Source organism: Siccirubricoccus sp. G192, from assembly GCF_019084075.1.
In the GTDB taxonomy this organism is placed as follows: Bacteria; Pseudomonadota; Alphaproteobacteria; order Acetobacterales; family Acetobacteraceae; genus G192.
The window spans coordinates 2,610,128-2,632,195 of record NZ_JAHREN010000001.1 but is presented as its reverse complement, the minus strand read 5'-3'; the positions used below and the strand labels follow the sequence as shown (position 1 = coordinate 2,632,195).

General features: G+C 70.6%; 22 protein-coding genes and 2 pseudogenes. 11 read left to right on the top strand and 13 right to left on the bottom strand.

Annotated features, from left to right (window positions below; genetic code table 11):
- Positions 1-40 precede the first annotated feature (40 nt).
- Entirely contained in the window at positions 41-952 is a 912-nt protein-coding gene (locus KSF81_RS12550) for a sulfotransferase domain-containing protein (protein WP_217379264.1), read from the bottom strand.
- 178 nt (positions 953-1,130) lie between these two features.
- Between KSF81_RS12550 and KSF81_RS12545 the strand changes: the two genes are divergently transcribed.
- The 5 genes from KSF81_RS12545 (at position 1,131) to KSF81_RS12530 (ending at position 6,943) form a co-directional block, all read left to right on the top strand.
- Positions 1,131-2,039: an SDR family NAD(P)-dependent oxidoreductase gene (locus tag KSF81_RS12545; protein ID WP_217379263.1), complete on the top strand. Its 909-nt coding sequence runs from the start codon at positions 1,131-1,133 to the stop codon at positions 2,037-2,039.
- A gap of 73 nt (positions 2,040-2,112) precedes the next feature.
- Positions 2,113-3,264, top strand: a complete 1,152-nt coding sequence (locus KSF81_RS12540) for an acyl-CoA dehydrogenase family protein (protein ID WP_217379262.1) — start codon at positions 2,113-2,115, stop codon at positions 3,262-3,264.
- Positions 3,261-5,327 (top strand): acetate--CoA ligase family protein, encoded by a 2,067-nt coding sequence (locus tag KSF81_RS12535; RefSeq protein WP_217379261.1) that lies wholly within the window; start codon positions 3,261-3,263, stop codon positions 5,325-5,327. Before KSF81_RS12540 ends, KSF81_RS12535 begins: the two co-directional genes overlap by 4 nt.
- A 106-nt stretch (positions 5,328-5,433) precedes the next feature.
- Entirely contained in the window at positions 5,434-6,252 is an 819-nt protein-coding gene (locus tag KSF81_RS29635; protein WP_254453498.1) for a nitroreductase family protein, read from the top strand.
- Positions 6,245-6,943, top strand: coding sequence for an NUDIX hydrolase (locus KSF81_RS12530; RefSeq protein ID WP_254453497.1), 699 nt, complete (start codon positions 6,245-6,247; stop codon positions 6,941-6,943). The genes KSF81_RS29635 and KSF81_RS12530 overlap by 8 nt, the downstream gene beginning before the upstream one ends.
- A 3-nt stretch (positions 6,944-6,946) precedes the next feature.
- Here KSF81_RS12530 and KSF81_RS32095 read toward each other — a convergent pair whose 3' ends face one another.
- Positions 6,947-7,219: a hypothetical protein gene (locus tag KSF81_RS32095; RefSeq protein ID WP_254454020.1), complete on the bottom strand. Its 273-nt coding sequence runs from the start codon at positions 7,217-7,219 to the stop codon at positions 6,947-6,949.
- A 42-nt stretch (positions 7,220-7,261) separates the two neighbouring features.
- Positions 7,262-7,661: pseudogene (locus tag KSF81_RS32090) on the bottom strand (MBL fold metallo-hydrolase); the annotation flags it as partial.
- Between the two features lie 421 nt (positions 7,662-8,082).
- On the opposite strand from KSF81_RS32090, the gene KSF81_RS29615 reads away from it, so the two are divergent.
- Positions 8,083-8,433: a hypothetical protein gene (locus tag KSF81_RS29615; RefSeq protein ID WP_254453496.1), complete on the top strand. Its 351-nt coding sequence runs from the start codon at positions 8,083-8,085 to the stop codon at positions 8,431-8,433.
- On the opposite strand, the pseudogene KSF81_RS29610 reads toward KSF81_RS29615, so the two are convergent.
- From KSF81_RS29610 to KSF81_RS12505, 3 genes and pseudogenes are all read right to left on the bottom strand, one after another.
- Positions 8,382-8,663 (bottom strand): annotated as a pseudogene (locus tag KSF81_RS29610) (EamA family transporter); the annotation flags it as partial. The gene KSF81_RS29615 and the pseudogene KSF81_RS29610 overlap by 52 nt on opposite strands.
- A gap of 77 nt (positions 8,664-8,740) precedes the next feature.
- Positions 8,741-9,727, bottom strand: a complete 987-nt coding sequence (locus KSF81_RS12515; RefSeq protein WP_254453495.1) for a DMT family transporter — start codon at positions 9,725-9,727, stop codon at positions 8,741-8,743.
- Positions 9,728-9,742: 15 nt separating this feature from the next.
- Complete coding sequence (locus KSF81_RS12505; RefSeq protein ID WP_254453494.1) at positions 9,743-12,175, bottom strand: hypothetical protein; 2,433 nt, start codon at positions 12,173-12,175, stop codon at positions 9,743-9,745.
- Between the two features lie 158 nt (positions 12,176-12,333).
- Here KSF81_RS12505 and KSF81_RS12500 point away from each other — a divergent pair, with 158 nt between their 5' ends.
- Genes KSF81_RS12500 through KSF81_RS12485 form a run of 4 tightly spaced genes read left to right on the top strand, consistent with a single transcriptional unit; the run spans position 12,334 to position 14,916 of the window.
- A complete protein-coding gene (locus KSF81_RS12500; protein ID WP_217379258.1) occupies positions 12,334-13,080 on the top strand; it encodes a class I SAM-dependent methyltransferase in 747 nt (248 codons plus the stop codon).
- A gap of 35 nt (positions 13,081-13,115) precedes the next feature.
- Complete coding sequence (locus tag KSF81_RS12495; protein ID WP_217379257.1) at positions 13,116-14,123, top strand: glycosyltransferase family 2 protein; 1,008 nt, start codon at positions 13,116-13,118, stop codon at positions 14,121-14,123.
- Positions 14,120-14,458 carry a multidrug efflux SMR transporter gene (locus KSF81_RS12490; RefSeq protein WP_217379256.1) on the top strand — a complete coding sequence of 113 codons (339 nt, stop codon included), beginning with the start codon at positions 14,120-14,122 and terminating at the stop codon, positions 14,456-14,458. The genes KSF81_RS12495 and KSF81_RS12490 overlap by 4 nt, the downstream gene beginning before the upstream one ends.
- Positions 14,459-14,466: 8 nt before the next feature.
- The gene (locus tag KSF81_RS12485; protein ID WP_217379255.1) at positions 14,467-14,916 is read left to right on the top strand and encodes an NUDIX domain-containing protein; all 450 of its coding nucleotides are present in this window, start codon (positions 14,467-14,469) and stop codon (positions 14,914-14,916) included.
- Here KSF81_RS12485 and KSF81_RS12480 read toward each other — a convergent pair.
- The 4 genes from KSF81_RS12480 to KSF81_RS12465 are packed head-to-tail and all read right to left on the bottom strand — an operon-like array spanning position 14,903 to position 16,983.
- On the bottom strand, positions 14,903-15,100 hold the full coding sequence (locus KSF81_RS12480) for a hypothetical protein (RefSeq protein ID WP_217379254.1): 198 nt from the start codon (positions 15,098-15,100) through the stop codon (positions 14,903-14,905). The two genes, KSF81_RS12485 and KSF81_RS12480, sit on opposite strands and share 14 nt — an antisense overlap.
- Positions 15,097-15,483, bottom strand: a complete 387-nt coding sequence (locus KSF81_RS12475; RefSeq protein ID WP_217379253.1) for a nuclear transport factor 2 family protein — start codon at positions 15,481-15,483, stop codon at positions 15,097-15,099. Before KSF81_RS12475 ends, KSF81_RS12480 begins: the two co-directional genes overlap by 4 nt.
- Entirely contained in the window at positions 15,480-16,880 is a 1,401-nt protein-coding gene (locus tag KSF81_RS12470) for an IS30 family transposase (RefSeq protein ID WP_217378041.1), read from the bottom strand. The genes KSF81_RS12475 and KSF81_RS12470 overlap by 4 nt, the downstream gene beginning before the upstream one ends.
- The gene (locus KSF81_RS12465) at positions 16,801-16,983 is read right to left on the bottom strand and encodes a hypothetical protein (RefSeq protein WP_217379252.1); all 183 of its coding nucleotides are present in this window, start codon (positions 16,981-16,983) and stop codon (positions 16,801-16,803) included. Before KSF81_RS12465 ends, KSF81_RS12470 begins: the two co-directional genes overlap by 80 nt.
- A gap of 130 nt (positions 16,984-17,113) precedes the next feature.
- Here KSF81_RS12465 and KSF81_RS12460 point away from each other — a divergent pair, with 130 nt between their 5' ends.
- A complete protein-coding gene (locus KSF81_RS12460; RefSeq protein WP_217379251.1) occupies positions 17,114-18,601 on the top strand; it encodes an ATP-binding protein in 1,488 nt (495 codons plus the stop codon).
- A 16-nt stretch (positions 18,602-18,617) separates the two neighbouring features.
- Here the strand turns inward: KSF81_RS12460 and KSF81_RS12455 are convergent, their stop codons facing one another.
- The 3 genes from KSF81_RS12455 to KSF81_RS12445 all read right to left on the bottom strand — a co-directional run bounded on the left by KSF81_RS12455 (position 18,618) and on the right by KSF81_RS12445 (position 21,995).
- On the bottom strand, positions 18,618-19,604 hold the full coding sequence (locus KSF81_RS12455) for a tripartite tricarboxylate transporter substrate binding protein (protein WP_217379250.1): 987 nt from the start codon (positions 19,602-19,604) through the stop codon (positions 18,618-18,620).
- A gap of 241 nt (positions 19,605-19,845) precedes the next feature.
- On the bottom strand, positions 19,846-20,754 hold the full coding sequence (gene radC, locus KSF81_RS12450; RefSeq protein WP_254453493.1) for a RadC family protein: 909 nt from the start codon (positions 20,752-20,754) through the stop codon (positions 19,846-19,848).
- Positions 20,755-20,864: 110 nt separating this feature from the next.
- Positions 20,865-21,995, bottom strand: a complete 1,131-nt coding sequence (locus KSF81_RS12445) for a DegT/DnrJ/EryC1/StrS aminotransferase family protein (RefSeq protein ID WP_217379249.1) — start codon at positions 21,993-21,995, stop codon at positions 20,865-20,867.
- Between the last annotated feature and the right edge of the window lie 73 nt (positions 21,996-22,068).

Sequence of the window (22,068 nt, the reverse complement as noted above, 5' to 3'; positions counted from 1 at the left end):
AGCGGCATCGCGCCGGGAATGCTTGCCGGGATCGTCAGGCTCAACCCATCGGGCCGCCCCGCGCCAGCCATTCGGCGCAGTCCGGGCCAAGCTCCCGCCGTGCCATCTCCTCGTACCGGCGGTTGTCTTCCTCGGTCAGGGTGTCGCGCCAGCGGCCATTGGTGCCCTTGTGGACGAAGGTCTCGGCGCCGCCATCCCACATGGCGCCGCCCAGCGGCACGCTTTTGGTGGCATGGGCCTTCATGTAGTCGAAGCTGCAATGCTCCAGGATCGCGGGCCAGTTGCGCTCATCGATGGGGATGTCGAGGAAGGCGGCGATCCGCCGGATCGCGCCTGGCATGTCCGATCGGAGATCGGCGAAATGCAGCAGCATCAGGTTCGGCAGATGCCGGATTTCCCACCAACTCCGGACATTCTCCCAAAAGGGCCAGAAGGGAAAACCGTCCCGCTCCAGCCAATCCAGGAAATACTGGTGGATGGATTCCGGCGGCCTGCCGATCTTCGGCCCGACCAGGCCGGGCGTCTCGTTCAGCGCCTGGTACCAGAACTCATTGGCATTGGCGTGGTGGTTGTAGAGGCTCCAGACCACATCCCGCCCGTCGCGGCCAATATAGAGATATTTCGCCCGCGGCGAATAGACCAGCGCATCCACCGGCAGATGCGTCTTGATGAAGCGCCGATGCGTTTGCGCCTCCAGCGCCGCCAGCTTCACTTCGCTCGGCGGAACGCGAAGGTCGAGCCAGGGCGAGATCTCTGCAACCTCGATATCCGGGACCCCGCCGAAGAGCAGTTGCGACACGATCTGCTGCACCCAGGTCGTGCCGGATTTGGCATAGGTCGCAATGACGATGTCATCGTCCCGGAAGCGGAAATCATTCCAGACCGTCGAGTCGAAATGATGGCTGTGCAGTTCCCGCGTCTTCTCCGGCCAGTCGATCGCTTGCGCTGCCATGCTCCAGCCTCCCCTCCGCGGCGGATTTCGTTGCCCTGGGGCCTGCCGCCTCTGGTGGCCCCTCTATGCCCCGGTCGCGCCACGCCATGCAACCATTCCGCATCGCGTCCCCCGGCTTCCCGCGCGACGGACGGGAGGCTAGAAACAGGGGGCTCATCAGCCAGGAAGGGGAAACGCCATGATGCTTGAAGGCAAGGTTGCCGTCGTCACCGGATCGGGCGGCGGGATCGGTCGCGAAATCGCGCTTGCCATGGCCCAGGCCGGCGCCAAGATCATCATCAACGATATCGGCGCCTCGCTCTCCGGCGAGGGCCAGTCGGCGACGCCGGCGCAGCAGACCAAGGCCATCATCGAGCAGCGCGGCGGCAGCGCCGAGATCAATACCGACAGCGTCTCCTCCTGGGAGAGCGCCGGCAAGATCGTCCAGGCGGCGATGGACCATTTCGGCCGCATCGACATCGTCGTGAACAATGCCGGGATCCTGCGGGATCAGATCTTCCACCGCATGACGCCCGAGGAATGGGACTCGGTGATCGGGGTCCATCTCAACGGCAGCTTCTACGTCTCCCGCCATGCGGCCACGCATTTCCGCAAGCAGGAGAGCGGTGCCTATGTGCATATCACCAGCACATCCGGCCTGATCGGCAATTTCGGCCAGGCGAACTACTCGGCGGCCAAGCTCGGCATCGTGGCGCTGTCGAAGTCGATCGCGCTCGACATGAAGCGCTACAATGTCCGCTCCAACTGCCTGGCGCCCTTCGCCTGGAGCCGCATGACCTCCTCCATCCCGGCGGAGACGCCGGAGCAGAAGGCGCGGGTCGAGAAGATCATGCGCATGGGGCCGGAGAAGAACGCGCCGCTGGCGGTCTTCCTGGCTTCCGACGCGGCGAAGGAAGTGAACGGCCAGATCTTCGGCCCACGCATGAACGAGCTGTTCCTGTTCAGCCAGAACCGCCCGATCCGCAGCATCCATGCAGCCGAGGGCTGGACGCCGGAGAGCATCGCCGAACACGCCCTGCCGGCGCTGCGCGGCTCCTTCGTGCCGCTGGAGCGGAGCGGCGAGGTGTTCAGCTGGGATCCGCTGTGATCCCTTGAGACCAGGCCGGCCCCGCCGCACAGGCGGGGCCGGCTTTTTCTACCTGGCATGAATGGCGGGCCCCATGGATTTCCAACTCACCGAGGAACAGCGCGCCTTCCAGGCCAGCGTCCGCGCCTTCGCGGAGCGCAACCTCGCTGCCGGCGCCGTGGAGCGCGCGCATGCCGATGGCTTCCCCTGGGATGTTGCGCGGCTGATGGCGGAGCAGGGGCTGCTCGGCATCATGCTGCCCGAGGCGGATGGCGGCCAGGGCGGCAGCCTGTTCGACGCGGTGCTCGCCATCGAGCAGGTGGCGCTGGTCTGCCCGCGCAGCGCCGATGTGATCCAGGCCGGCAATTTCGGCGCCTTCCGCACCTTCGCCGAATACGCCTCGCCCTGGCAAAAGGAGAAGTATTTCGGCCCGCTGCTGCGTGGCGAGGCGATCGCCGCGGTCGGCATGACGGAGCCGGATGCGGGCTCCGCACTCACCGATCTCACCACCAGTTGCACGCCGGATGGCGATGGTTGGCGCCTGAATGGCGGCAAGATCTTCACCACCAATTCCGACGATGCCAGCGTCTTCGTCATCTATTGCCGCTTCGGGCCCGGTGTCGGCAATATCGGCAGCGTGCTGGTGGAACGCGGCATGGAGGGCTTCACCCTCGGCCCGCCCACCAGATACATGAATGACGAGATCTGGCGGGCGCTCTATTTCGACAATGTGCGCATCGCGCCGGAGATGGTGCTGCTCGGCCCCGGCGGCTTCAAGAAGCAGATCGCCGGCTTCAATGTCGAGCGCGTGGGCAATACCACCCGCTCGCTGGCGCTTGGCGAATACTGTTTCCAGCAGGCCAAGGCCCATGCCGAGACGCGCCGGCAATTCGGCCGGACACTGTCGGAATTCCAGGGGCTGCAATGGAAATTCGCGGAGATGCGGGTGGCGCTGGATGGCGCCCGGCTGCTGCTCTACCGCGCCGCGGTGAATGGCGGGAACGGCCTGCCGGATGCGCAGGAGGTGGCCATCGCAAAATACGCCTGCAACCAGGCGGGCTGGCTGGCTTCCAATGAATCCATGCAGGTCATGGGCGGCACCGGCTATTCGCGCGACCTGCTGATCGAATACTGCGTCCGGCGCTGCCGCGGCTGGATGATCGCCGGCGGCAGCCTGGAGATCCTGAAGAACCGCATCGCTGAGGGCGTCTTCGGCCGCAGCTTCCCGCAGCGGCCGCCGAAATGAGCCCGCTGCACCAGGCGCTGTTCGAGCCGCGCCGCATCGCCCTGATCGGCGCCTCCGCCGACCGCACGCGTCTCACCGCGCGGGCACAGCTCTATCTCCGCAAGCACGGCTTCACCGGCGACATCCTGCCGGTGCATCCGCGCGAGGCTCAGGTGCTCGGCGAACGCGCCTATCCAAGCGTCGCCGAGATCCCCGGTCCCGTGGATTTCGCCTATATTCTGCTTGGGACCGGCCAGGTCGAGGGGGTGGTGGATGCGGTCGCCGCCAAGGGCATCCCCGCCGCCTGCGTGCTGGCGGATGGCTTCGCGGAATCCGGGCCGGAAGGCGTAGCCCTTCAAGCTCGGCTGCTCGCCACCGCCCGCGCCGCGGGGCTCCGCATTCTTGGCCCGAATTCCATGGGCGTCATCAACCTCAATGCCCGCATCGCGTGCAGCGTGAATGCGGCGCTGGAGGCCGAGAGCCTGCCGGCCGGGCGCATCGCGCTGGTCTCGCAATCCGGCTCCATGATGGGCGCCATCATGTCGCGCGGCGCGGCGCGCGGCATCGGCTTCTCGCATCTGGTCGGCACCGGCAACGAGGCCGATCTCAGCGCGGGCGAAGTGGCCGGGCTGCTGGTGGACGACCCGAATGTGGACGCCATCCTGCTGTTCCTCGAAGCAATCCGCGCGCCCGAGCACTTCGCCGAATTGGCCCGCCGCGCCCATGCCACCGGCAAGCCGGTCATCGCCTACAAGCTTGGCCGCAGCCCCTTCGGCGCGGAACTCGCCACGAGCCATACCGGCGCCCTGGCCGGCTCCGATGCCGCCGCCGAGGCTTTCTTCCGCGCCCATGGCATCGCCCGTGTCAGCATGCTGGAGGCGCTGCTGGAACTGCCCGCGCTGCTGATCGGCCGCCGGCCCCTTGCACATCCGCAGCGCGCGGTGGGGGTGATGACCACCACCGGCGGCGGCGGCGCCATGGCGGTGGATTGCCTCGGTGTCGCCGGCATCGAGGCCCGCGCGCCGGATGCGTCGGCCGCCGCCGCGCTGGAGGCGGCGGGCTTCCCGCATCATGGCCGCCTGCTGGATGTGACGCTCGCCGGGACGAAGCCCGATCGCGTGGCCGCCGCGCTCGGCGCGCTCCAGGTGGCGGAGGATACTGACCTGGCGCTCTCGGTCATCGGCTCCTCGGCGCAGTTCCGGCCGCAGGATTCCGTGGCCGGCATCCTGCTCGCCCGCGATGCTGCGCGCGCGGCCGGGGTGGAGAAGCCACTCGCCGCTTTCCTGGTGCCGGAGGCGCCGCAGTCGCTGCGGCTGCTGGCCGAGGCCGGTATTGCCGCCTTCCGCACCCCGGAATCCGCCGCCGACTGCATCCGCGCCTGGTGCGACTGGCGCCTGCCGCGCAGCACCACCGCGGCGCCCGCCATCACCCATGCGCTGCCGGAGGCGCCGGATGAGGCGGATGCGCGGCGGCTCTTTGCCTCGCTCGGCCTGGACAGCCGCTTCGTGGTGCTGCGGACGCCGCAGGATGCGCCGGGCGATCTCGCCTGGCCGGTGGCGCTGAAGATCCTTTCGCCCGATCTCGCACATAAGACCGAGCTTGGCGGCGTGCGCCTCAACATCGCCAATGCGGCGGCGCTGAAGCAGGAGGCGGCGGCGATGCACCATCGCGTTGCCCGCCTGGCGCCGCAGGCCAAGCTCACCGGCTTCCTGGCGCAGCCCATGGCGAAGGGGTTGGGCGAGGCCATTCTCGGCTTCCGCCGCGACCCGGAAGTCGGTCCGGTGGTGCTGCTCGGCGCCGGCGGCATCACCGCCGAACTCTTCCGCGACGTCACGCTGCGCCTCGCCCCCGTCACCGAGGTGGAGGCGCAGGAGATGATCGCCGAGGTGCGCGGGTTTCGCGTGCTCGCCGGCTGGCGCGGATTGCCGCGCGGCGACCTGGCGGCGCTGGCCCGCGCCGTCGTCGCCGTCTCCCGCCTCGCCGCCCGCGAGGATATCGCAGAGGCGGAGATCAACCCGCTCATCATCGGGCCGGAGGGCGAAGGCGTGACGGTCGCCGATGCCTGGGTGGTGCCGCGCCGCTGAGGCTGCCCGATGACCGAAGGGCCGCATGGCCCGAAGGTCTGAATCGGCCAGGGGATACGAGTCACCCCTCTTCCCCCGCGGCGTCCCGGATGCCACCCTGCCCGGCATGACCACCGACCCCGCCGCGCTGATCCAGGCCCGCTATGGCGAGCAGCCCTTCGCGCCGCCCGCGGAGCTTGCCCCGGGCCTCGCCGCCATCCTCGACCGCCGGGTGACGCGGCGCTACCGGCCGGAGCCGGTGCCGGAGCCTCTGTTGCAGACTCTCCTCGCCGCCGCGCAATCGGCGCCGAGCAAATCCGACCTGCAACAATACTCCATCATCCTGTTGCAGGACCCGGCGAGGATCGCCGCCATCGCCGACTGGATCGGCACGATGCCCTGGATCAAGGACGCGCCGATCTTCCTGCTGTTCTGCGGCGATATCCGGCGCGGCCGGCGGCTCTGCGAATTGCAGGGGCGGGAATACGCCAACGACTCGGTCGATACCTTCATCAACGCCACCGCGGATGCGGCCCTGGCCATGGCGCATCTGATCCTGGCCGCCGATGCGGCGGGGCTCGGCACCTGCCCGATCAGCTATGTGAGGAACCATGTGGAGAAGGTGGGGCCGCTCTGCGGCTTGCCGAAGGGCGTCTTCCCGGTGGCGGGGCTGACGCTCGGCTGGCCGGTGGCGCGCAACGCCCCCTCGCCGCGCCTGCCGCAATCCGTGGTGGTGCACCGCGAGCGCTATGACGACAGCGGGCTAGAAGCGGCGCTGCCCGCCTATGACGCGCTGCGCCCTCCGGCCAAGCCGCGCTACCCCGAGATCCTGGGCCGGAAGCCCGAGGGCTGCGGCTGGAGCGAGAACAGCGCCCGCCAGCTCTCCGTGCCGGAACGTTTCGGCCTCCGCACCTGGCTGCGGCTGCGGGGTATCGCGCTTGACTGACGATGCACCCCCGCGGGATGCGCCGACCGACGACAATCCCGGCGGCCCGGCCTCCGAGATCCGCGCCCGCCCGCGCGTGGTGCGCCCGCGCCATGCCGCCAGCCTGATCCTCTGGCGCCAGGGCAGGCAGGGGGCGGAGGTGCTGATGGGCATGCGCCACGCCAACCACCGCTTCATGCCGAATGTGCTGGTCTTCCCCGGCGGCCGGGTGGATCGCGCCGATTACCGCGCGCAATCCGTCACCGAATTGGCGGAGTCCACCCGCGCCTGCCTGGAACGCCAGGCGCCGCCCTCGCTGGCCCGCGCGCTCGGCATCGCCGCGGTGCGGGAATTGCTGGAGGAGACCAATCTCCGTCTTGGCCATGGCGAGGGCCATCACGTGCTGCCCGACCTCGCCGCGCTCGACTATCTCTGCCGCGCGGTGACGCCGCCCAACCGCTTCATGCGCTTCAACGCCCGTTTCCTGATCGCCCCCGCGGAGGCCGCGACCGGTCCTATCCGCGGCTCCGGTGAACTGGAGGAGCTCCGCTTCTTCGGGGTGGAGGAAGCCGCCCGGCACAAGATCGCCACCATCACCGCCAAGGTGCTGGCCGAATTCCGTGCCTGGCTGGCGATGACGCCGGAGCAGCGACGCCAGCGTCAGCTCATCTGCTTCCGCGGCATGGACAACCGGCTGCCGGAGTCAGGCTGACCGTTATGCGGCAGGCATCCAGGTCTCGCCCTCCCGCCGCACCACACCCTCGGCTTCCAGCTTGATGAGGTGGGACAGCAGGCTGCGCCCGGCGGCGCCGACCAGGCGCGGATCGAGCGGGCCATAAACCGGGCCGACCAGTTCCGCCGCCGTCGCCCGGCCCTTCGCGTCGAGCGCCGCCACCACCCGCTCCTCCCGCTCCTGCCGATGCGCCGCCAGCGCCGCCAGGAAGGGGGCGGGCTCGGTGATGGCGGGGCCGTGGCCGGGCAGCAGCATACGGTCCTCGCGCGCCTGCAACCGCGCCAGGCTGCGCATATAGGCGGCCATGTCGCCATCCGGCGGGCTGACCACGCTGGTGGACCAGGACATCACATGGTCGGCGCTGAACAGCACGCCGGTCCCTTCCAGCGCGAAGCAGAGGTGATTGCCGCAATGCCCTGGCGTGTGCAGCGCGGTCAGGCGCCAATCGCCGCCTTCCACCCTGCCGCCATCGGGCACGCGGATATCCGGGATGAAATCGTGGTCGCCACCCTCGCCCCCCCTCGGCGGCCGGGGTCATGTGCGGCGCGAAACCCAGCATCGGCGCCCCGGTCACCGCCGCCAGCGCGCGGGCGCCGGGCGAATGGTCGCGATGGGTGTGGGAGACGATCACCTGCGTCACCCGCTCGCCCCGCACGGCCGCCAGGATGGCCTCCAGATGCGCCGCATCCACCGGCCCGGGGTCCAGCACAGCCACCTCGCCGCGGCCGATGACATAGGTATTGGTGCCGCGGAAGGTGAAGGCCGAGGGGTTGTTGCAGAGGATGCGCCGCACGCCCGGCGCCGTCTCCTCCACCGCGCCGGGGGCCAAGGTGTCGTCCCTGCGGAAGGGGATGCTCATTCTTCGCTCCTTTCGGCCGCGGCCATGCGCCGGCGCACCAGTTCCCGGTGCAGGATATAGAGGCCGGCGATGACGATCAGCGCGGAGCCTGCCAGCATCCAGGGCGTCGGCACATCCCCCCCATACCATCCAGCCCAGCGCAATGGACCAGAGCAGCGAGGAATAGGAATAGGGGCCGAGCGCCGAGACCTGGGCGCTGGCATAGGCCTCGGTCAGCAGCCATTGCGCGCCGCCGCCCACCAGCCCGATCAGCACCAGCATGGCGAGATCCGGCCAGGTGGGCGTGACCCAGACGAAGGGCAGCACCAGCAGGGTGAAGCTGGTCATCAGCAGCGACTGCCAGAGCACGATGGTGGTCGAGGTCTCGGTGGCGGACAACTGCCGTACCAGAAGCGTGGTCAGCGCCGAGAACAGCCCCTGCGACACCGCGGCGACGGTGCCCGCCACCATCAGCGCGCTGACCGGCCCGGCGCCATGGAACACCCCCTGCCCCGCCGCGATCACCAGCACGCCGCAGAAGCCCAGCAGCACGGCGGACCAGCGATGCCGCCCCACCTTCTCGCCGAGCAGGGGAATGGCCAGTATGGTAACGAAAAGCGGCGTGGTGTAGCCGAGCGCCGTCTGCTCGGCCAAGGAGAGCACGGTGAGAGCGAAGAAGCTGCAACCCTGCGCCATGGTGCCGGTAATGGCGCGCAGGAAATGCCCCGGGAAGCGCCGCGTCCGCAGCAGCCTAGCGCCGCCGCTGCGGGCGACGATCAGCCCTATCACCGGCAATGCGAAGAAGCTGCGGAAGAACATCAGTTCGACGAAGGGGATGCGGTCCCCGAGTTCCTTCACCATGGCCGACATGCCGGTGAAGAGCAGATGCGCCAGCAGCATGCAGAGCGCGCCGCGGCGGATATCATGCCGGAGCGGCATCAGCCCGCCTTCGCCGCCGCGCGTTCCTGCGCCCGCCGCACCCTCTCGCGATGCACGTTGTAGAGCCCGGCGCCGATGACGATGGCGGCGCCGGCCAGGGTGGTCCAGGCCGGCACCTCCGCCCAGATCAGGAAGCCGAGCGGGATGCCCCAGAGCAGCGGTGAATATTCGAAGGGCGCGATGGCCGAGATCGGCGCCAGGCCGAAGCCGCGCGCAAACAGCATATGCGCCACCCCATTCGCCATGCCGAAAGCCACCAGGGCCAGCAACCCGGCCCAGCTCGGCAGCAGCGGCGGCGGGCCGGAGGCGGGCCACATGGCAGGGACCATCAGCAGCAGCAGCCCCACCGGGATATGCGCGACCATCAGCCAGAAGGCGATGGCGCTGGGCGTATCGGTGCGGGTTAGCACGCGGGTCCAGATCCGGGTGAGCGCCATCACCACGGTGGCGACCAGCAGCATCCCGGTCTCCCATCGCCACAACTCGCCGCCAGGCTGGAGCATGAACAGCACGCCGCCGAAGCCGATCGCGGTGCTGAGCCAGCGCCGCCAGCCGATCCGCTCGCCCAGCATCGGGATGGCCATCAGGGTCATCAGCAGCGGCGCCGCAGCCGCCACGGCATAGCTGTCGGCCAGCGAGACACCCAGCATCCAGGCCAGGTACCAGGCGGCGGAGACGCTGGTATGCAGGACATTCCGCAGCCCGAGCAGTCGCCAGCGCACCGGCCTGAGCCCGCGGCCACGCGCCAGCACCGCCACTGTCATGGCGCCGATCAGCCCGCGCCAGACCATGGCGGCGGCCGGCCCGATCTCCGGCAGCACCCATTTCACCGAGGCATCCGCCGCCGAGATCACGGCATAGCCCAGCGCCACGAGCAGCAGCCCGCGCATCGCCTCCTCGCCCGTGGGCACAAGGTGCGAGGCGGTGCGGGAGGGCAACGGCGCCGGCCCGGCCGCAGCCAGGCGAGCGCCGGGACTTTCCGGCATCAGCGCGGCCTTCGCTCAGGCAAGCACGGCCTCGGCCTGCATGCAGGTGGCGCCATCCTCGTCCCGCGTCTCGGCCCGGGCATCCTGGCCCGAGAAGGTGCCGAGCAGGGTCAGGCGCCGCCCGTCGAAACAGGGGCGGCGTCCGCGATAGGCGAAGCGGGCGAGCCGGGCGCCGGGCGGCGCATGGTCCAGCACGTGCTGCGCCAGCAAGGTCGCCTGCAAGGGGCCATGCACCACCAGGCCGGGATAGCCCTCCACCCCGGTGACATAGGGGTGGTCGTAATGGATGCGGTGGCCATTGCCGGTGAGCGCGGAGTAGCGGAACAGCATCACGCTGTCAGGCACCAGGCTGGCCGTGGCCGCACCCGGCATCTCGGGCGCCGGTTCGGCGGCGCGCACCGCCGCGCCCTCGGTGCCGCGATAGACCAGGTCCTGCTCCTCCTCCAGCGCCGGGCCGCGCGGCCCCTCCACCAGATGGTGCACGGTGACGAAGACGAGCCGGCCGGAACCGCCGGATTTCTCGTCCACCTTGCGGATGGTGCTGGTGCGGCGCAGCCGGTCCTCGGCCTGGAGGCCGGCGGCATGGAAGGTCACGCGACCGCCCGCCCACATGCGGCGCGGCAGGTCATGCACCGGCGGCAGGAAGCCGCCGCGCTTCGGGTGGCCATCCGGCCCCAGCTCCTCGGGCCTCCGCCAGTCCTGGAAGAGCATCCAGTGCCAAAGGGGCGGCAGCGCCCCTTGCGGCACCGGCCGCCCGAGCGTGGCGGCCAGCCCCTCGACCAGCCTGGGATCGACGCGGTCCTCCCGCGTCTCGGTGCGGCCGACATAATCCTGGTGGGTCATCAGTCTTCCCGCAGAAACAGTCGATAGCCCTCGACCTCGGCCGCTGGGCGATACCGCCGGAAGGTCTCGGCGAACAAGGGGATGGCGCGAGAAATATTCCAGAAAATCGAATTCCCGGCCACACCAGGGAATGCCCGGGTTGCGTGACACCAGGATCGCGGCCGGCGGCGCACGGGAGAAATCCTCGGCCACAGTGCGGTAGACGAAGAATTCGGCGCGCGGCATCTCCCAGGTCTCGCGGTAGCGCGCGCCATTGGCCGGGCAGCGGTTGTAGACCCCCTGCAACAGCCAAAGGTTCATCGTCCGCAGCGTCGATTGCGCGCGGGCATAGTTCAGCGCCGGATAGACCGGGAAGATGTCGGGCGAGAGCACCAGCAGCCGCTCCCCATAGGCCTCCCGCTTCAGCAGGTCGGAGACCGCCCCGGCCCGCGACCAGGACCAGGTGATCTGCCGCCAGGGCGCCTCGGCACCGGCGAAATTATGGATGCCGATGGCGAAGGCGGCGATCACCGCGGCGGCGGGGGCGGCACGCAGCGCCCGCATCCCCGGCAGGGACCGGTCCAGCCAGCGCGCGGCCAGCACCACCGCCAGCAGCCCGGTCAGCAGCCGCACCGGCAGGGCGTGATAGGACCAGCCCTTGTGCTGCACCACGGCGGAAACCGTGGCGCCCAGCGCCGCCAGCGCCAGCACCTGCGGCAATGCCCGCGCTTCGTGCCGGAACCCCGCCGGCCGGAAGGCCACCACCATCAGCGGCAGCAGCAGCATCAGCGCGGTGCCGAGCCGCTCGGTCAGGATCACCTGCCACCAGGCGAAGCCGCCGAGGTCGAGGTAGTAGTCCCAGACCAGCGGCAGCACGTAGCCCAGGTATTCCGGGAAGAGCACCGGCAGGCTGGCCAGATAGAGCAGCCAGATCCCCGCCATGCTCCAGGGCACCGGGTCGCGCAGCGCCCGGAGCGGGCCGCGGCGGAGCAGCACCCACCCCTCCACCAGCGCCGGCACCGCCAGGAAATGCGGCTTCAACGCGAAGCCCAGCCCGGCCAGCACGGCGCAGCCCAGGGTGAGGCCGCGCCCGGTTGGCACCCCCTCGATGCGGCGCGCCGCCAGCAGCAGATAGGGGATCGCGGCCACCGCCATGAGGTGCTCGCGCTGGCCGAAATCATAGCCGGCGGCGATGGTCAGCAACGGGATGGTAACGGCGAGACAGGCGGCTTCCATCGGCCCCGCCCCGCCGAGCCGCACCAACCGCAACGCCATGCCCGCCGAAAGGGCGCAGAGCCCGAAGACGCAGAGCAGCAGCCCCTGCACCGCATCCAGCGGCGTCCAGGCGCCGATCGCCGCCGGCAGCAGGTTGAGGACGAAGACCAGCGGCGGATTGACGTCGATCAGGTCGGCATAGAGCCTTTCCCCGGCGATCCAGCGCTCGGCGAAATCCAGCACCGCCGCCACGTCATGGTTCAGCGGCGGCGACAGCGCGACCAGCAGATAGGCCAGGGCCGGCAGCAGCGCGGCGACCCGGAGCAGCCGCGCCGCCAGGGCTGGATCGGTGGCCCCGGCCAGGGGCGTGGCAACAGGCGGATGCGGCGGGATAGGGTCCGAGGGCATCATGGCAGGGCGCACATCCTTGTCGCGCCGCACCGATCCTGCAATGCCATTGCGGCCGGGATGCGGCAGCGGCGAGGCAACTGCGCCCGATGCCTCACCCCACGCGCTTGTTGCGCTGCCGCGCCTTGTCGCCCCCGCCGGCCGCATGCCAGAAACGGGGCGTGGAGCCCGCCGAATATCAATTGATGGACGCTGCCGAGGACGGCATGTGGTGGTATCGCGCCCTGCATGCCCAGGCCCTCGGTGCGCTGGAGGCCGCCCGCCCGGCCGGAACCGCGCCCTGGGGCGGGCTGCTCGATGCCGGCTGCGGCACCGGCGGCTTCCTGGCGCGGCTGCGCCAGGCCCGGCCCGACATCCCGGCCACCGGGCTGGAATACATGCCGGAGGCCGCCGCCCGGGCCCGGGCCAAGGCCGGGCTCCCGGTCGCGGTCGGCACGGTGAATGCCCTGCCCTTCGCGGATGCCAGTTTCGGCGCCCTGATCAGCCTCGATGTGCTCTCCCACGCCGCGGTGGAGCCGGACCGCGCCCTGGCCGAGATGTTCCGGGTGCTGCGGCCGGGCGGGCTGCTGCTGGTGAACCTGCCGGCCTTCGAATGGTTGCACTCGGCGCATGACCTCAGGGTGCACAATGCCCGCCGCTTCACCGCCGGCACCGCCCGCGCCCTGCTGGCCGGCGCCGGCTTCCAGGCGATCCGCCCGCGCTACTGGAACGCCCTGCTGCTGCCGCTGATGGTGGTGCAGCGCAAGTTGCTGGCACGCGCGCCCGACAACCGCTCCGATGTTGCCCCGTTTCCGCCTTGGCTGAACCGTAGCCTCTGGGCGATGACGGCGCTGGAGCGGCGGCTGATGGTGGGCGGCCTGCCCTTCCCCGCCGGCGGCTCGGTGCTTGCCACTGCCCTGCGTCCCTGATGCCACCGTCCCTGACCGGAGAATCCTTGCGTATCATGCCTGAATCCCCGCGCGACACGCTTTCCGGGTATCCGGTAGGTCTGAGCATCGTCGTCCCGGTCTATCGCGGCGCCGCCACCGTGGGCCGGCTGGTGGAGGCGCTCTCCGCCCTTGCCCCGGTGGGCGGGCTCGAGATCGTGCTGGTGAATGACGGCAGCCCGGACAATTCCGGCGATGTCTGCCGGGCGCTGGCCGCCAGCGCCAGCGTGCCGCTCACCTACCTGGAACATGCCCGCAACTTCGGCGAGCACAACGCGGTCATGACCGGGCTGCGGCATGCCCGCGGCGCCTATGTCATCACCATGGACGATGACCTGCAGAACCCGCCGGAGGAGGTGCTGAAGCTCTATGACCACGCCCGCCTGGGCCATTGGGACGTGGTCTATACCCGCTATGCCGAGAAGCGGCACGAGGGCTGGCGCAACCTCGGCTCCCGCTTCGCCAACCGGGTGGCGGATGCGCTGCTGGACAAGCCGAAGGGCCTGTATCTCTCCTCCTTCCGCTGCATGAATGCGCTGGTGGTGCGGGAGGTCACGAAATACCGCGGCCCCTACCCCTATGTGGACGGGCTCATCATGCAGGTGACGAAGCGGATCGACAGCGTCGAGGTGCTGCACCTGGCCCGGCTCGAAGGCCGCTCCAACTACACCCTGGTGCGGCTGGTGCGGCTCTGGCTGAACCTGGCCACCAATTTCTCGGTGCTGCCGCTGCGGCTGGCGATCTTCGCCGGGGTCGGCATGGGCGTGCTCGGCCTGTTCGGCGCGCTGCTGGTGATGGCGGAGGCGCTGACCGGCGCGCCGCCCTCCGGCTGGGCGTCCAGCATGACCATGATGCTGCTGATCGCCGGCGTGCAGTTCCTGATCCTTGGCGTGCTCGGCGAATATGTCGGCCGCGCCTTCCTCTCAGCCAACGGCAAGCCGCAGGGCGTGGTGCGGCAGGTGATCGGCCCAGCCGCCCCGGAAATCCAGCCGGCGGCGCGGCTGCGGGAGGATGCGCTCTCGTGACCCCCTTCTGGCTGGCGCTCGGCGCCGCGATCTGCACCTCGCTGGTCGGGCAGGTGCTGCTGAAGACCGGGGCGGGCGGCGAGGGCGGCTTCCTCGCCCAGCTCTTCCGGCCCGCCACCATGATTGGCCTGGTCTTCTATGGCGGCGCGGCGCTGCTCTATATCGTGGCGCTGCGGAAGATCCCGATGTCGGTGGCGCTGCCCTGCACCGCGGCCAGCTATGTGGTGATCGCCATCATCGGGCATTTCATGTTCGGCGAGGCGCTGGGGGCGCAGAAACTGGCGGCGATCGCGCTGATCAGCGGCGGGGTGGTGCTGCTGGCGGCGGCCGCCTGAGACGCGGCATGCGCCGGACCAGTTGCGGCGTGATCGTGACCGACGGGGCGAGGCTGCTGCTCGGCCATTTCGCGCGGGCGGTGCTCTGGGACATCCCGAAGGGCCTGGCGGAGCCGGGCGAGGATTTCGCCGTGGCGGCGGCGCGCGAATTGCGGGAGGAGACCGGCCTCCGTGTCCCGCCCGGCGCGCTGGTGCCGCTCGGCCTGCATCGCTACCTGCCGGCCAAGGACCTGGCGCTGTTCCTCTGGCGCCGCGCGGAGATGCCGGCGCCGGAGGAGCTGCGCTGCACCTCCTTCTTCCGCCATGCTGACGGCACCAGGTTGCCGGAATTCGATGCCTTCGCCGTGCTGCCCTGGGAGGAAGCCCTGGGCCGCATCGGCAAGAACCTGCGGCGCGTGCTAGGCGAGGCTCGGCACGGCCCGGATTGGCCATTCGACCCTCCGGTTATTGGGGCTTGAGCCCGATCCGCTCGATCACCGCCCGCCACTTCGCCGCCTCCCCGGCGATCAGCCGGCCGAATGCCTCTGGCGTCGAACTCTCCGCCGCCGAGCCCAGCGCGGCATAGGCCGCCCGCACGTCCGGCCGCGCCAAGGCACGGCCCACCGCCCCGTTCAGCGCCGCCGGCAGCGCCTGGCGCCTCACCGCTTCAGCCCCAGATCGCCGGCGATGTCGTTGCGGATCTCGCGGGACTGGAAGCGCCAGCCCGCCGGCGTGCGGGAAACCACATCCTCATAGGTGCCGGCCAGGGCCAGCAGCGGCCCGGCCTCGCTCTCCCGCACCATCAGGAAATTAGACTTCACCCGGGCGCGGTCGCCCTCCAGCCGGATGACGATATTGGTGGTGAGGTGCCGCCGCACCGGCCCCTCGCCCGCAACCGGCACGATGCTGCGCGCCAGTTCGGCGATCTCGCGCGGGCCGCGGGCCTTCTGCGGGATGCGGCTCGGGCCCCATTCGGCGGTCTCGGTGAAGAGAGCGCCCATCTCCCCGAAGCGGCATTCGTCGAGGCAGAAGCAGCCCAGGCTCAACTGGTCGTCGCAACGCCTGCCTGAGCCGATCGCAGCGCCTCGTCAAGCGCTTCGGCTGGCGTTCTCCAGCCGAGCGTCTTGCGAGGCCTGCCATTGAGCGCCGCAGCCACGGCCGCGAGGTCATCGGCGCCGTGCGCGCTCAGGTCAGTCCCCTTCGGGAAGTACTGCCGCAGCAGCCCGTTGGTGTTCTCGTTCGTGCCACGCTGCCACGGGCTGTGCGGCTCGCAGAAGTACACCTGCACGCCGGTGTCGATCCGCAGCCGGGCGTGCTCGCTCATCTCCGCCCCCTGGTCCCAGGTCAGCGACCGGCGCAGCGCCTCCGGCAGGGTGGTGATCATGCGGGTGATGGCGTCGCGCACCGCTTCCGCCCCATGCCCGGCCAGCGCCGGGCCGTTCTTGACGCGCGTTCCCTCTCCATGACCCGGCATGCGGGGCAGGTGCAGCAGCATCGTGAACCGCGTCGTGCGCTCCACCAGGGTGCCGATTGCTGAGCTGCCAAGGCCAAGGATGAGGTCTCCCTCCCAATGCCCCGGCACGGCCCGGTCGTCCGCCTCCGCCGGGCGCTGGCTGATCAGCACCTCGGGCGCGACATGCGACTTGCCGCGCCCCCGGCTCCGCGCCCGCGGCACGCGCAGCGCCCGCCCGGTTCGCAGGCAGGCCGTCAGCTCGCGGCGCAGCGCGCCGCGGCCCTGGACGTAGAGCGACTGGTAGATGGCCTCATGGCTGATCCGCATCGCACCATCGCCAGGAAAGTCGAGCCGCAGCCGCCGCGAGATCTGCTGCGGGCTCCATCCTCTCGCCCAGCGCCGAGGCTGCCTCGGTCCATGCCGCCGGCCCTTCCACGGCACCGCCGGTCCGGGCACCGTAGCCCCGCCTGGAGAGACCACGGCACCCGCCAGCCGATCTTGCACATACGCCCTCAGCGCCGGGTGCGTCACCAGCTTCGCCGGCTTCGGACGCCGCGCCGCCCGCTCAGCATGCCACTGCGCCGTCGTGGCCCTGTACTCCAGGTTGCCGCTGCGCGTGGCCGCATTGCGCCGTAGCTCGCGCGAGACCGTCGATGCCGCCCGTCGCAGCCGCCGGGCAACCTCTCGCACTCCACAGCCCTGGGCTCGCAGCAGCGCAATCTCCTCGCGCTCCGCAAACAACAGGTATCGTCCCGAAGGCGGCTTTGACGACCGCCCGAGCGTCGATGGTGGCATCCCGCCCGCCTCCCGAAACCAGCGGGACCCAACCGCCTCCGACACCCCCACGCCGATCGCCGCGTCCCAGCTCGACTGTCCCGCCGCAATCAACGTCCAGAAGCGCCGCTGGTCCTCACGCCGGGCTACTCCCGGGCGGCCTGGCGAAGGAGACTTCGCCCGCAAAGCCCGATCCGAACGCCGCCGACCCGCCATCGCAACCACCCTCCGCCTTGGTGTTGCGACGACCACTTGAATCCACCCAGTATTCCGCCAGCAATTCGCGGATCGCATCCTTGTCCTCCAGCGGCGTCGGCATCTTCGGCCTCCTCCCATCGCCCGGAAAAGCCTCGGCGGGGTGGTTGCGGCTGTCAACCGATCCGCCCCGTCCCGGTTGAGCCGCGCCCCGCCCTGCCCTATTCCCTTCCCTTGTCTGGGGTGGGGGATGGATGACGGTCAGCGTCGATCTGGGACGGACGGAGGCCGGGCAGCCCGCCCTGCTCGACCTTGAGGAATTGCTGGCCACCCGGCTGCTGGTGCAGGGCAATTCCGGCTCCGGCAAGTCGCACCTGCTGCGCCGCCTGCTGGAGCAGAGCGCCCCCTGGGTGCAGCAGGCGGTGATCGACCCGGAGGGCGATTTCGTCACCCTGGCCGAGCGCCATGGCCATCTGGTGATCGACGCCGCCGCGCATTCCGAGGCCGGGCTGCAATTGGCGGCGGAGCGGGTACGGCGGCACCGCGTCTCGGTGGTGCTGGACCTGGAGGGGCTGGATGCCGAGGGCCAGATGCGCCGCGCCAGCGCCTTCCTCGGCGGCCTTTTCGAGATGGAGCGCGACGCCTGGACCCCGATGTTGGTCGTGGTGGACGAGGCGCAGCTCTTCGCCCCCGCCGTGGCCGGCGAGGTCTCGGACGAGGCGCGGAAGCTCTCGCTCGGCGCCATGACCAACCTGATGTGCCGCGGCCGCAAGCGAGGGCTCGCCGGGGTCATCGCCACCCAGCGCCTGGCCAAGCTGGCCAAGAATGTCGCGGCGGAAGCCTCCAACTTCCTGATGGGCCGCACCTTCCTCGATATCGACATGGCCCGCGCCGCCGACCTGCTCGGCCTGGAGCGACGCCAGGCGGAGCAGTTCCGCGAGCTGGAGCGCGGCCATTTCCTGGCGCTCGGCCCGGCGCTCGCGCGGCGCCCGCTGCCGGTGCGGATCGGCGCGGTGGAGACGGAATCGCGCGGCGCCGGGCCGAAGCTCACCCCCCTGCCGGAAACCCCGGTGGCGGAGGCGCGGGAGCTGATCCTGAAGCCGCCGGAGCCGGGCCCGCCGCGCCCCGCCGCCCGCCGCCCGCCGCCCCTGCCGCAGCCGGACCTGCTGGCGCAATTGGCCCAGGCCCGCCCGGCCGCCCTGCATGATGCCGCCGAACCCGCGCCGCAGAGCCCGGAGGAGGTGGCCGAACGCCGCCTCCGACTGGAGGAGGTGATGCGCGAGGTGCTGGCCGAGCCGGACTCCGCCTATCGCCCGGTGCCGGTGCTCTACCAGGATTTCCTGGTGCGCTGCCGGATTCGCGGCCTGGCCGGCAAGCCGCCTGACATGGCCGCCTTCCGCCGGCTGCTGGCGGTGGGAAGGGCCGGCATCGGCGAGGCGGCGGCAGCACGGCCGGAGTGGCAGCAGGCGGTGGAGCGGGCGCCTTCCCTGCCCGAGGATCTCCAGGGCGTCTACCTGCTCCTGGCCCGCAGCGCGCTGGAGGGGGCGCCCTGCCCCTCCGACGCCGCCATCGCACTGGCCTATGGCAGCCGCTCGCTCGGCCGGGCGCGGCGGGTGCTGGCCTGGATGGAGGAGCAGGGCGCGATCTTCTGCCGCCCGGACCTGGCCGGGCGGCGGATCGTCACCATCGCCGGCCTCGGCTGGGAAACCGCGCCGGGCGACCCGGAGGCGGCGGTGGCCTGAGCTTCCCCTTGCGGGCTCAGTTCTGCGGCACGTCCAGCCGGCTGAGGATGGGCCGCCACTTCTCCGCCTCGTCGCGCAGGAAGGTGCCGAATTCCTCCGGCGTGCCGCCCTTCACGAATTGGCCGTCATTGGTCAGGCGCTCGCGGATGCGCGGGTCCTGCAGGGCGCGGACCGCGGCGGCGTTCAACGTCTCCACCACCGCGGCCGGGGTGCGTGCCGGCGCCAGCAGGCCGAACCAGCTCTGCGCGACGAGGCCCGGCGCGGCGGCCTCGGCGAAGGTGGGAACATCGGGCGTGGAGGGCACGCGCTCGGCGCTGGTCCAGCCGAGGATGCGGCCCTGCTGGTTGTTGTAGACCGGCAGCGCGGTGCTGCCCGCCACCACCAGAAGGTCGAGGTTGCCGGCGATGAAATCGTTCAACTGCGCCGCGTCGCCGCGATAGGTCACGTCCTGCATCGTCAGGCCGAGGCGTTCCAGCACCATCAGCATGGCCACATTGGTCAGCGTGGTCGGGCCATTGGTGCCATAGGTGATCTCCCCCGGCCGGGCACGGGCGGCGGCGATCATCGCCGCGATATCGGCCGGCCCGTCATTGCGGGCGATGACCGCGAAGGGGAAGACCGAGGCCAGGGTGATGGGCGCGAAATCCTCCATCTTGTAGGGCAGCTTGCGGTAGATCACCGGATTGATGGTCAGCGTCGTGCCCGCGGCCATCAGTATCGTGTGCCCGTCCGGCTGGGCGCGGGCCACGGCCTCGGCGCCGATAATGGTATTGCCGCCCGGCCGGTTCTCGATCTGCACCGGCTTGCCGAGCGCTTCCGTCATCCGTTCCGCCATGAGGCGGGTCAGCACATCGGTGCTGCCGCCCGGGGAGAAGGGCACCACGATGGTGACGGGCCGTGACGGGAAGGCGGGCTGGGCCAGGGCAGGCGTGGCTCGCAGCAAGGGCGACGCGGCAAGGCCGGCCAGGTACGCAGCCAGGCGTCTGCGCGATGCGTGGGGCATGGGTTTCCTCCTCAAGGCTTGCCGGTCAGGCAGTTCCGTCAGTCCACAACGCGTCTTCGATGCCCGGGATCGCCTTCCCTGGCCAGTGCCCCCATGGTCGCAAAGGCAGTCTGACTACGCCGGCCTGCCGCTGCCGGCCATCCTTCCCCGCGCCGCGGTTATGCGGGCAGCGCCCGCACGGCTTGGCAGCGCACCAGGTGGAACAGCCTCGCCGCCCCGCGCATCGCCGCAGGATAGGGTTCTACAGCAGCCCCTCCCGCCGCAGCGAGGTCTGCCTGCCATTACCGACGATCAGGTGGTCGTGCAGCACGATGCCGAAGACCCCGGCCGCCGCCTTCACCTCCGCCGTCATCTCGATATCGGCGCGCGAGGGCGTCGGGTCGCCGCTCGGGTGGTTATGGACCAGGATCATGGCGGTGGCCTGCACCTCCAACGCGCGCTTCACCACCTCCCGCGGATAGACCGGGGTGTGGTTCACCGTGCCGCGGGCCTGCGCCTCATCGGCGATCAGCCGGTTGCGGCTGTCGAGGTAGAGCACGTGGAAACACTCCACCGGCTCCCGCGCCAGCGCCGCGGTGAGGTAGTCCACCAGCCGGTCCCAATTGTTCAGCACCGGCCGGTCCATCACCTCCGCCCGGGCCAGGCGCAGCGCCGCGGCGCGCACCAGCTTGATGGCGGCGACGCTGTGCGGCCCGAGCCCGCGTGTGTCGAGCAGGGTCTGCTGCGGCGCCGCCAGCACGGCGGCGAAGCTGCCGTAGCGGTTGATGAGCGACTTCGCCATCGGCTTGGTGTCGCCGGTCTTGAAGGCGAAGAAGAGCAGCATTTCCAGCAGCTCGTAATCCGCCAGCGCCTCCGGGCCGCGCTCCAGCAGCTTCTCCCGCATCCGACCGCGATGGCCGTGCGGGCCGGTGCTCGGGAAGGGCGGCGCCACACCCTCCCGGGGGGTGAAGGAGCGGTCGGGGACATGCGGGGCCGGCACCGGCCCGCTCAGCCCGGTGCCGGGGAAGGCTTGCGGCGCTTCGGCGAAGCCGGCCAGGGCAAAATCCCCCCTCGGTCGCCTGGCCCGGCCAGGCCCGGCTGGAGTCGATCGACCGCTGCGGCTCACGCGCCCGGCGAGGCGGGCGAAGGGCACCGCCCTCGCCCGCCGCATGCCGCCTCAGCCAGCCGAACATCCTGTCCAGCCCCATCGCCCGCCTCCTGCACGCCTTGCGTGTGGAGACTTATAATCCCGGAATTTTAACGACTGGCCAGAGGCAATTTCTACAATCGGCTGAGCGCGCCGCAGATCTGTTCAACCTGTGCCTCGGTCAATTCCGGATACATCGGCAGGCTCAGCACCTCCCGCGCCGCCCGCTCCGTCTCGCCACAGCCGGCGGGGCCGAGCGGCACCCGGCCGCGATAGGCGCCCTGCAGATGCACCGGCACCGGGTAGTGGATGCCGGTCCCCACCCCCGCCTCGCGCAGCCGCGCCTGCATCGCGGCCCGGTCCGGCGCGCGCAGCACATACTGGTGGAAGACATGCTCGGCGCCGGGGCGCCGCGCCGGCGGCGCGATGGGCCCGCCCGCCAGCGCCGCGTCATAGGCGGCTGCGATCTCCCGCCGCCGCGCATTGCCGGTATCGAGATGCGGAAGCCTGGCGCGCAGGATCGCCGCCTGCACCTCGTCGAGCCGGCTGTTCACGCCGACCATGGCGGAGACGTAGCGCTCCTTCCAGCCATATTGGCGGATGGCGGCAATGCGGTCAGCCAGTTCGAAATCATCTGTCGCCAGCACCCCGCCATCGCCGAGCGCGCCGAGATTCTTGGTGGGATAGAGGCTGAAGGCCGCCGCCGCCCCCATGGTGCCGAGCCGGCGCCCGCCGAGCGAGGCGCCATGCGCCTGCGCGCAATCCTCGATCAATGCCACGCCATTGGTGGCGCAGGCTTCCAGCATGGGGTCGAGGTCGCAGGCCTGGCCATAGAGATGCACGGCGATGGCGGCGCGGATCGGCGGCAGGCCGGGCGGCGGGTCCTCCAGCACGGCGGTCAGCTCGTCCGGGTCCATGGTGTAGGTATCGGGGTCGATGTCGAGCAGCAGCGGCGTGGCGCCGGCCATCTCGATCGCCGCCACGGTGGCGACCGCGGTATGCGAGACGGTGGCGACGGTGCAGCCCTCGCCGATGCCGAGGCCCCTGAGGATCAGCGCCAGCGCATCCGTGCCATTGGCGCAGCCCACCGCCCGGGAGGTGCCGAGCCATGAGGCGAATTCCTGCTCGAAGGCCTCGCCCTCACGGCCTAGGATGTACCAGCCGCTGGACAGCGCGCGCGCCACGGCGGCGTCGATCTCGGCCTGCTGCGCACGGTAGCCGGCGCCGGGATCGGCCTGCGGGATGATGGTCGGGGAAGCGGTCATGCTGCGGTCCTGAAGCTCTGGCTGGCCGAGGCGACCAGTCTGCGCCAGCGGGGCGCCCTGGTCACGCGCCGGC

Coding starts and splice junctions, on each gene's coding strand:
- KSF81_RS12550 (WP_217379264.1), bottom strand. CDS start 952: ATGGCAGCGCAAGCGATCGACTGGCCGGAGAAGACGCGGGAACTGCAC.
- KSF81_RS12545 (WP_217379263.1), top strand. CDS start 1,131: ATGATGCTTGAAGGCAAGGTTGCCGTCGTCACCGGATCGGGCGGCGGG.
- KSF81_RS12540 (WP_217379262.1), top strand. CDS start 2,113: ATGGATTTCCAACTCACCGAGGAACAGCGCGCCTTCCAGGCCAGCGTC.
- KSF81_RS12535 (WP_217379261.1), top strand. CDS start 3,261: ATGAGCCCGCTGCACCAGGCGCTGTTCGAGCCGCGCCGCATCGCCCTG.
- KSF81_RS29635 (WP_254453498.1), top strand. CDS start 5,434: ATGACCACCGACCCCGCCGCGCTGATCCAGGCCCGCTATGGCGAGCAG.
- KSF81_RS32095 (WP_254454020.1), bottom strand. CDS start 7,219: ATGCTGCTGCCCGGCCACGGCCCCGCCATCACCGAGCCCGCCCCCTTC.
- KSF81_RS29615 (WP_254453496.1), top strand. CDS start 8,083: ATGGCGAGATCCGGCCAGGTGGGCGTGACCCAGACGAAGGGCAGCACC.
- KSF81_RS12515 (WP_254453495.1), bottom strand. CDS start 9,727: ATGCCGGAAAGTCCCGGCGCTCGCCTGGCTGCGGCCGGGCCGGCGCCG.
- KSF81_RS12505 (WP_254453494.1), bottom strand. CDS start 12,175: ATGATGCCCTCGGACCCTATCCCGCCGCATCCGCCTGTTGCCACGCCC.
- KSF81_RS12495 (WP_217379257.1), top strand. CDS start 13,116: ATGCCTGAATCCCCGCGCGACACGCTTTCCGGGTATCCGGTAGGTCTG.
- KSF81_RS12485 (WP_217379255.1), top strand. CDS start 14,467: ATGCGCCGGACCAGTTGCGGCGTGATCGTGACCGACGGGGCGAGGCTG.
- KSF81_RS12470 (WP_217378041.1), bottom strand. CDS start 16,880: ATGGCGGGTCGGCGGCGTTCGGATCGGGCTTTGCGGGCGAAGTCTCCT.
- KSF81_RS12465 (WP_217379252.1), bottom strand. CDS start 16,983: ATGCCGACGCCGCTGGAGGACAAGGATGCGATCCGCGAATTGCTGGCG.
- KSF81_RS12460 (WP_217379251.1), top strand. CDS start 17,114: ATGACGGTCAGCGTCGATCTGGGACGGACGGAGGCCGGGCAGCCCGCC.
- KSF81_RS12455 (WP_217379250.1), bottom strand. CDS start 19,604: ATGCCCCACGCATCGCGCAGACGCCTGGCTGCGTACCTGGCCGGCCTT.
- radC (WP_254453493.1), bottom strand. CDS start 20,754: ATGCGGCGGGCGAGGGCGGTGCCCTTCGCCCGCCTCGCCGGGCGCGTG.
- KSF81_RS12445 (WP_217379249.1), bottom strand. CDS start 21,995: ATGACCGCTTCCCCGACCATCATCCCGCAGGCCGATCCCGGCGCCGGC.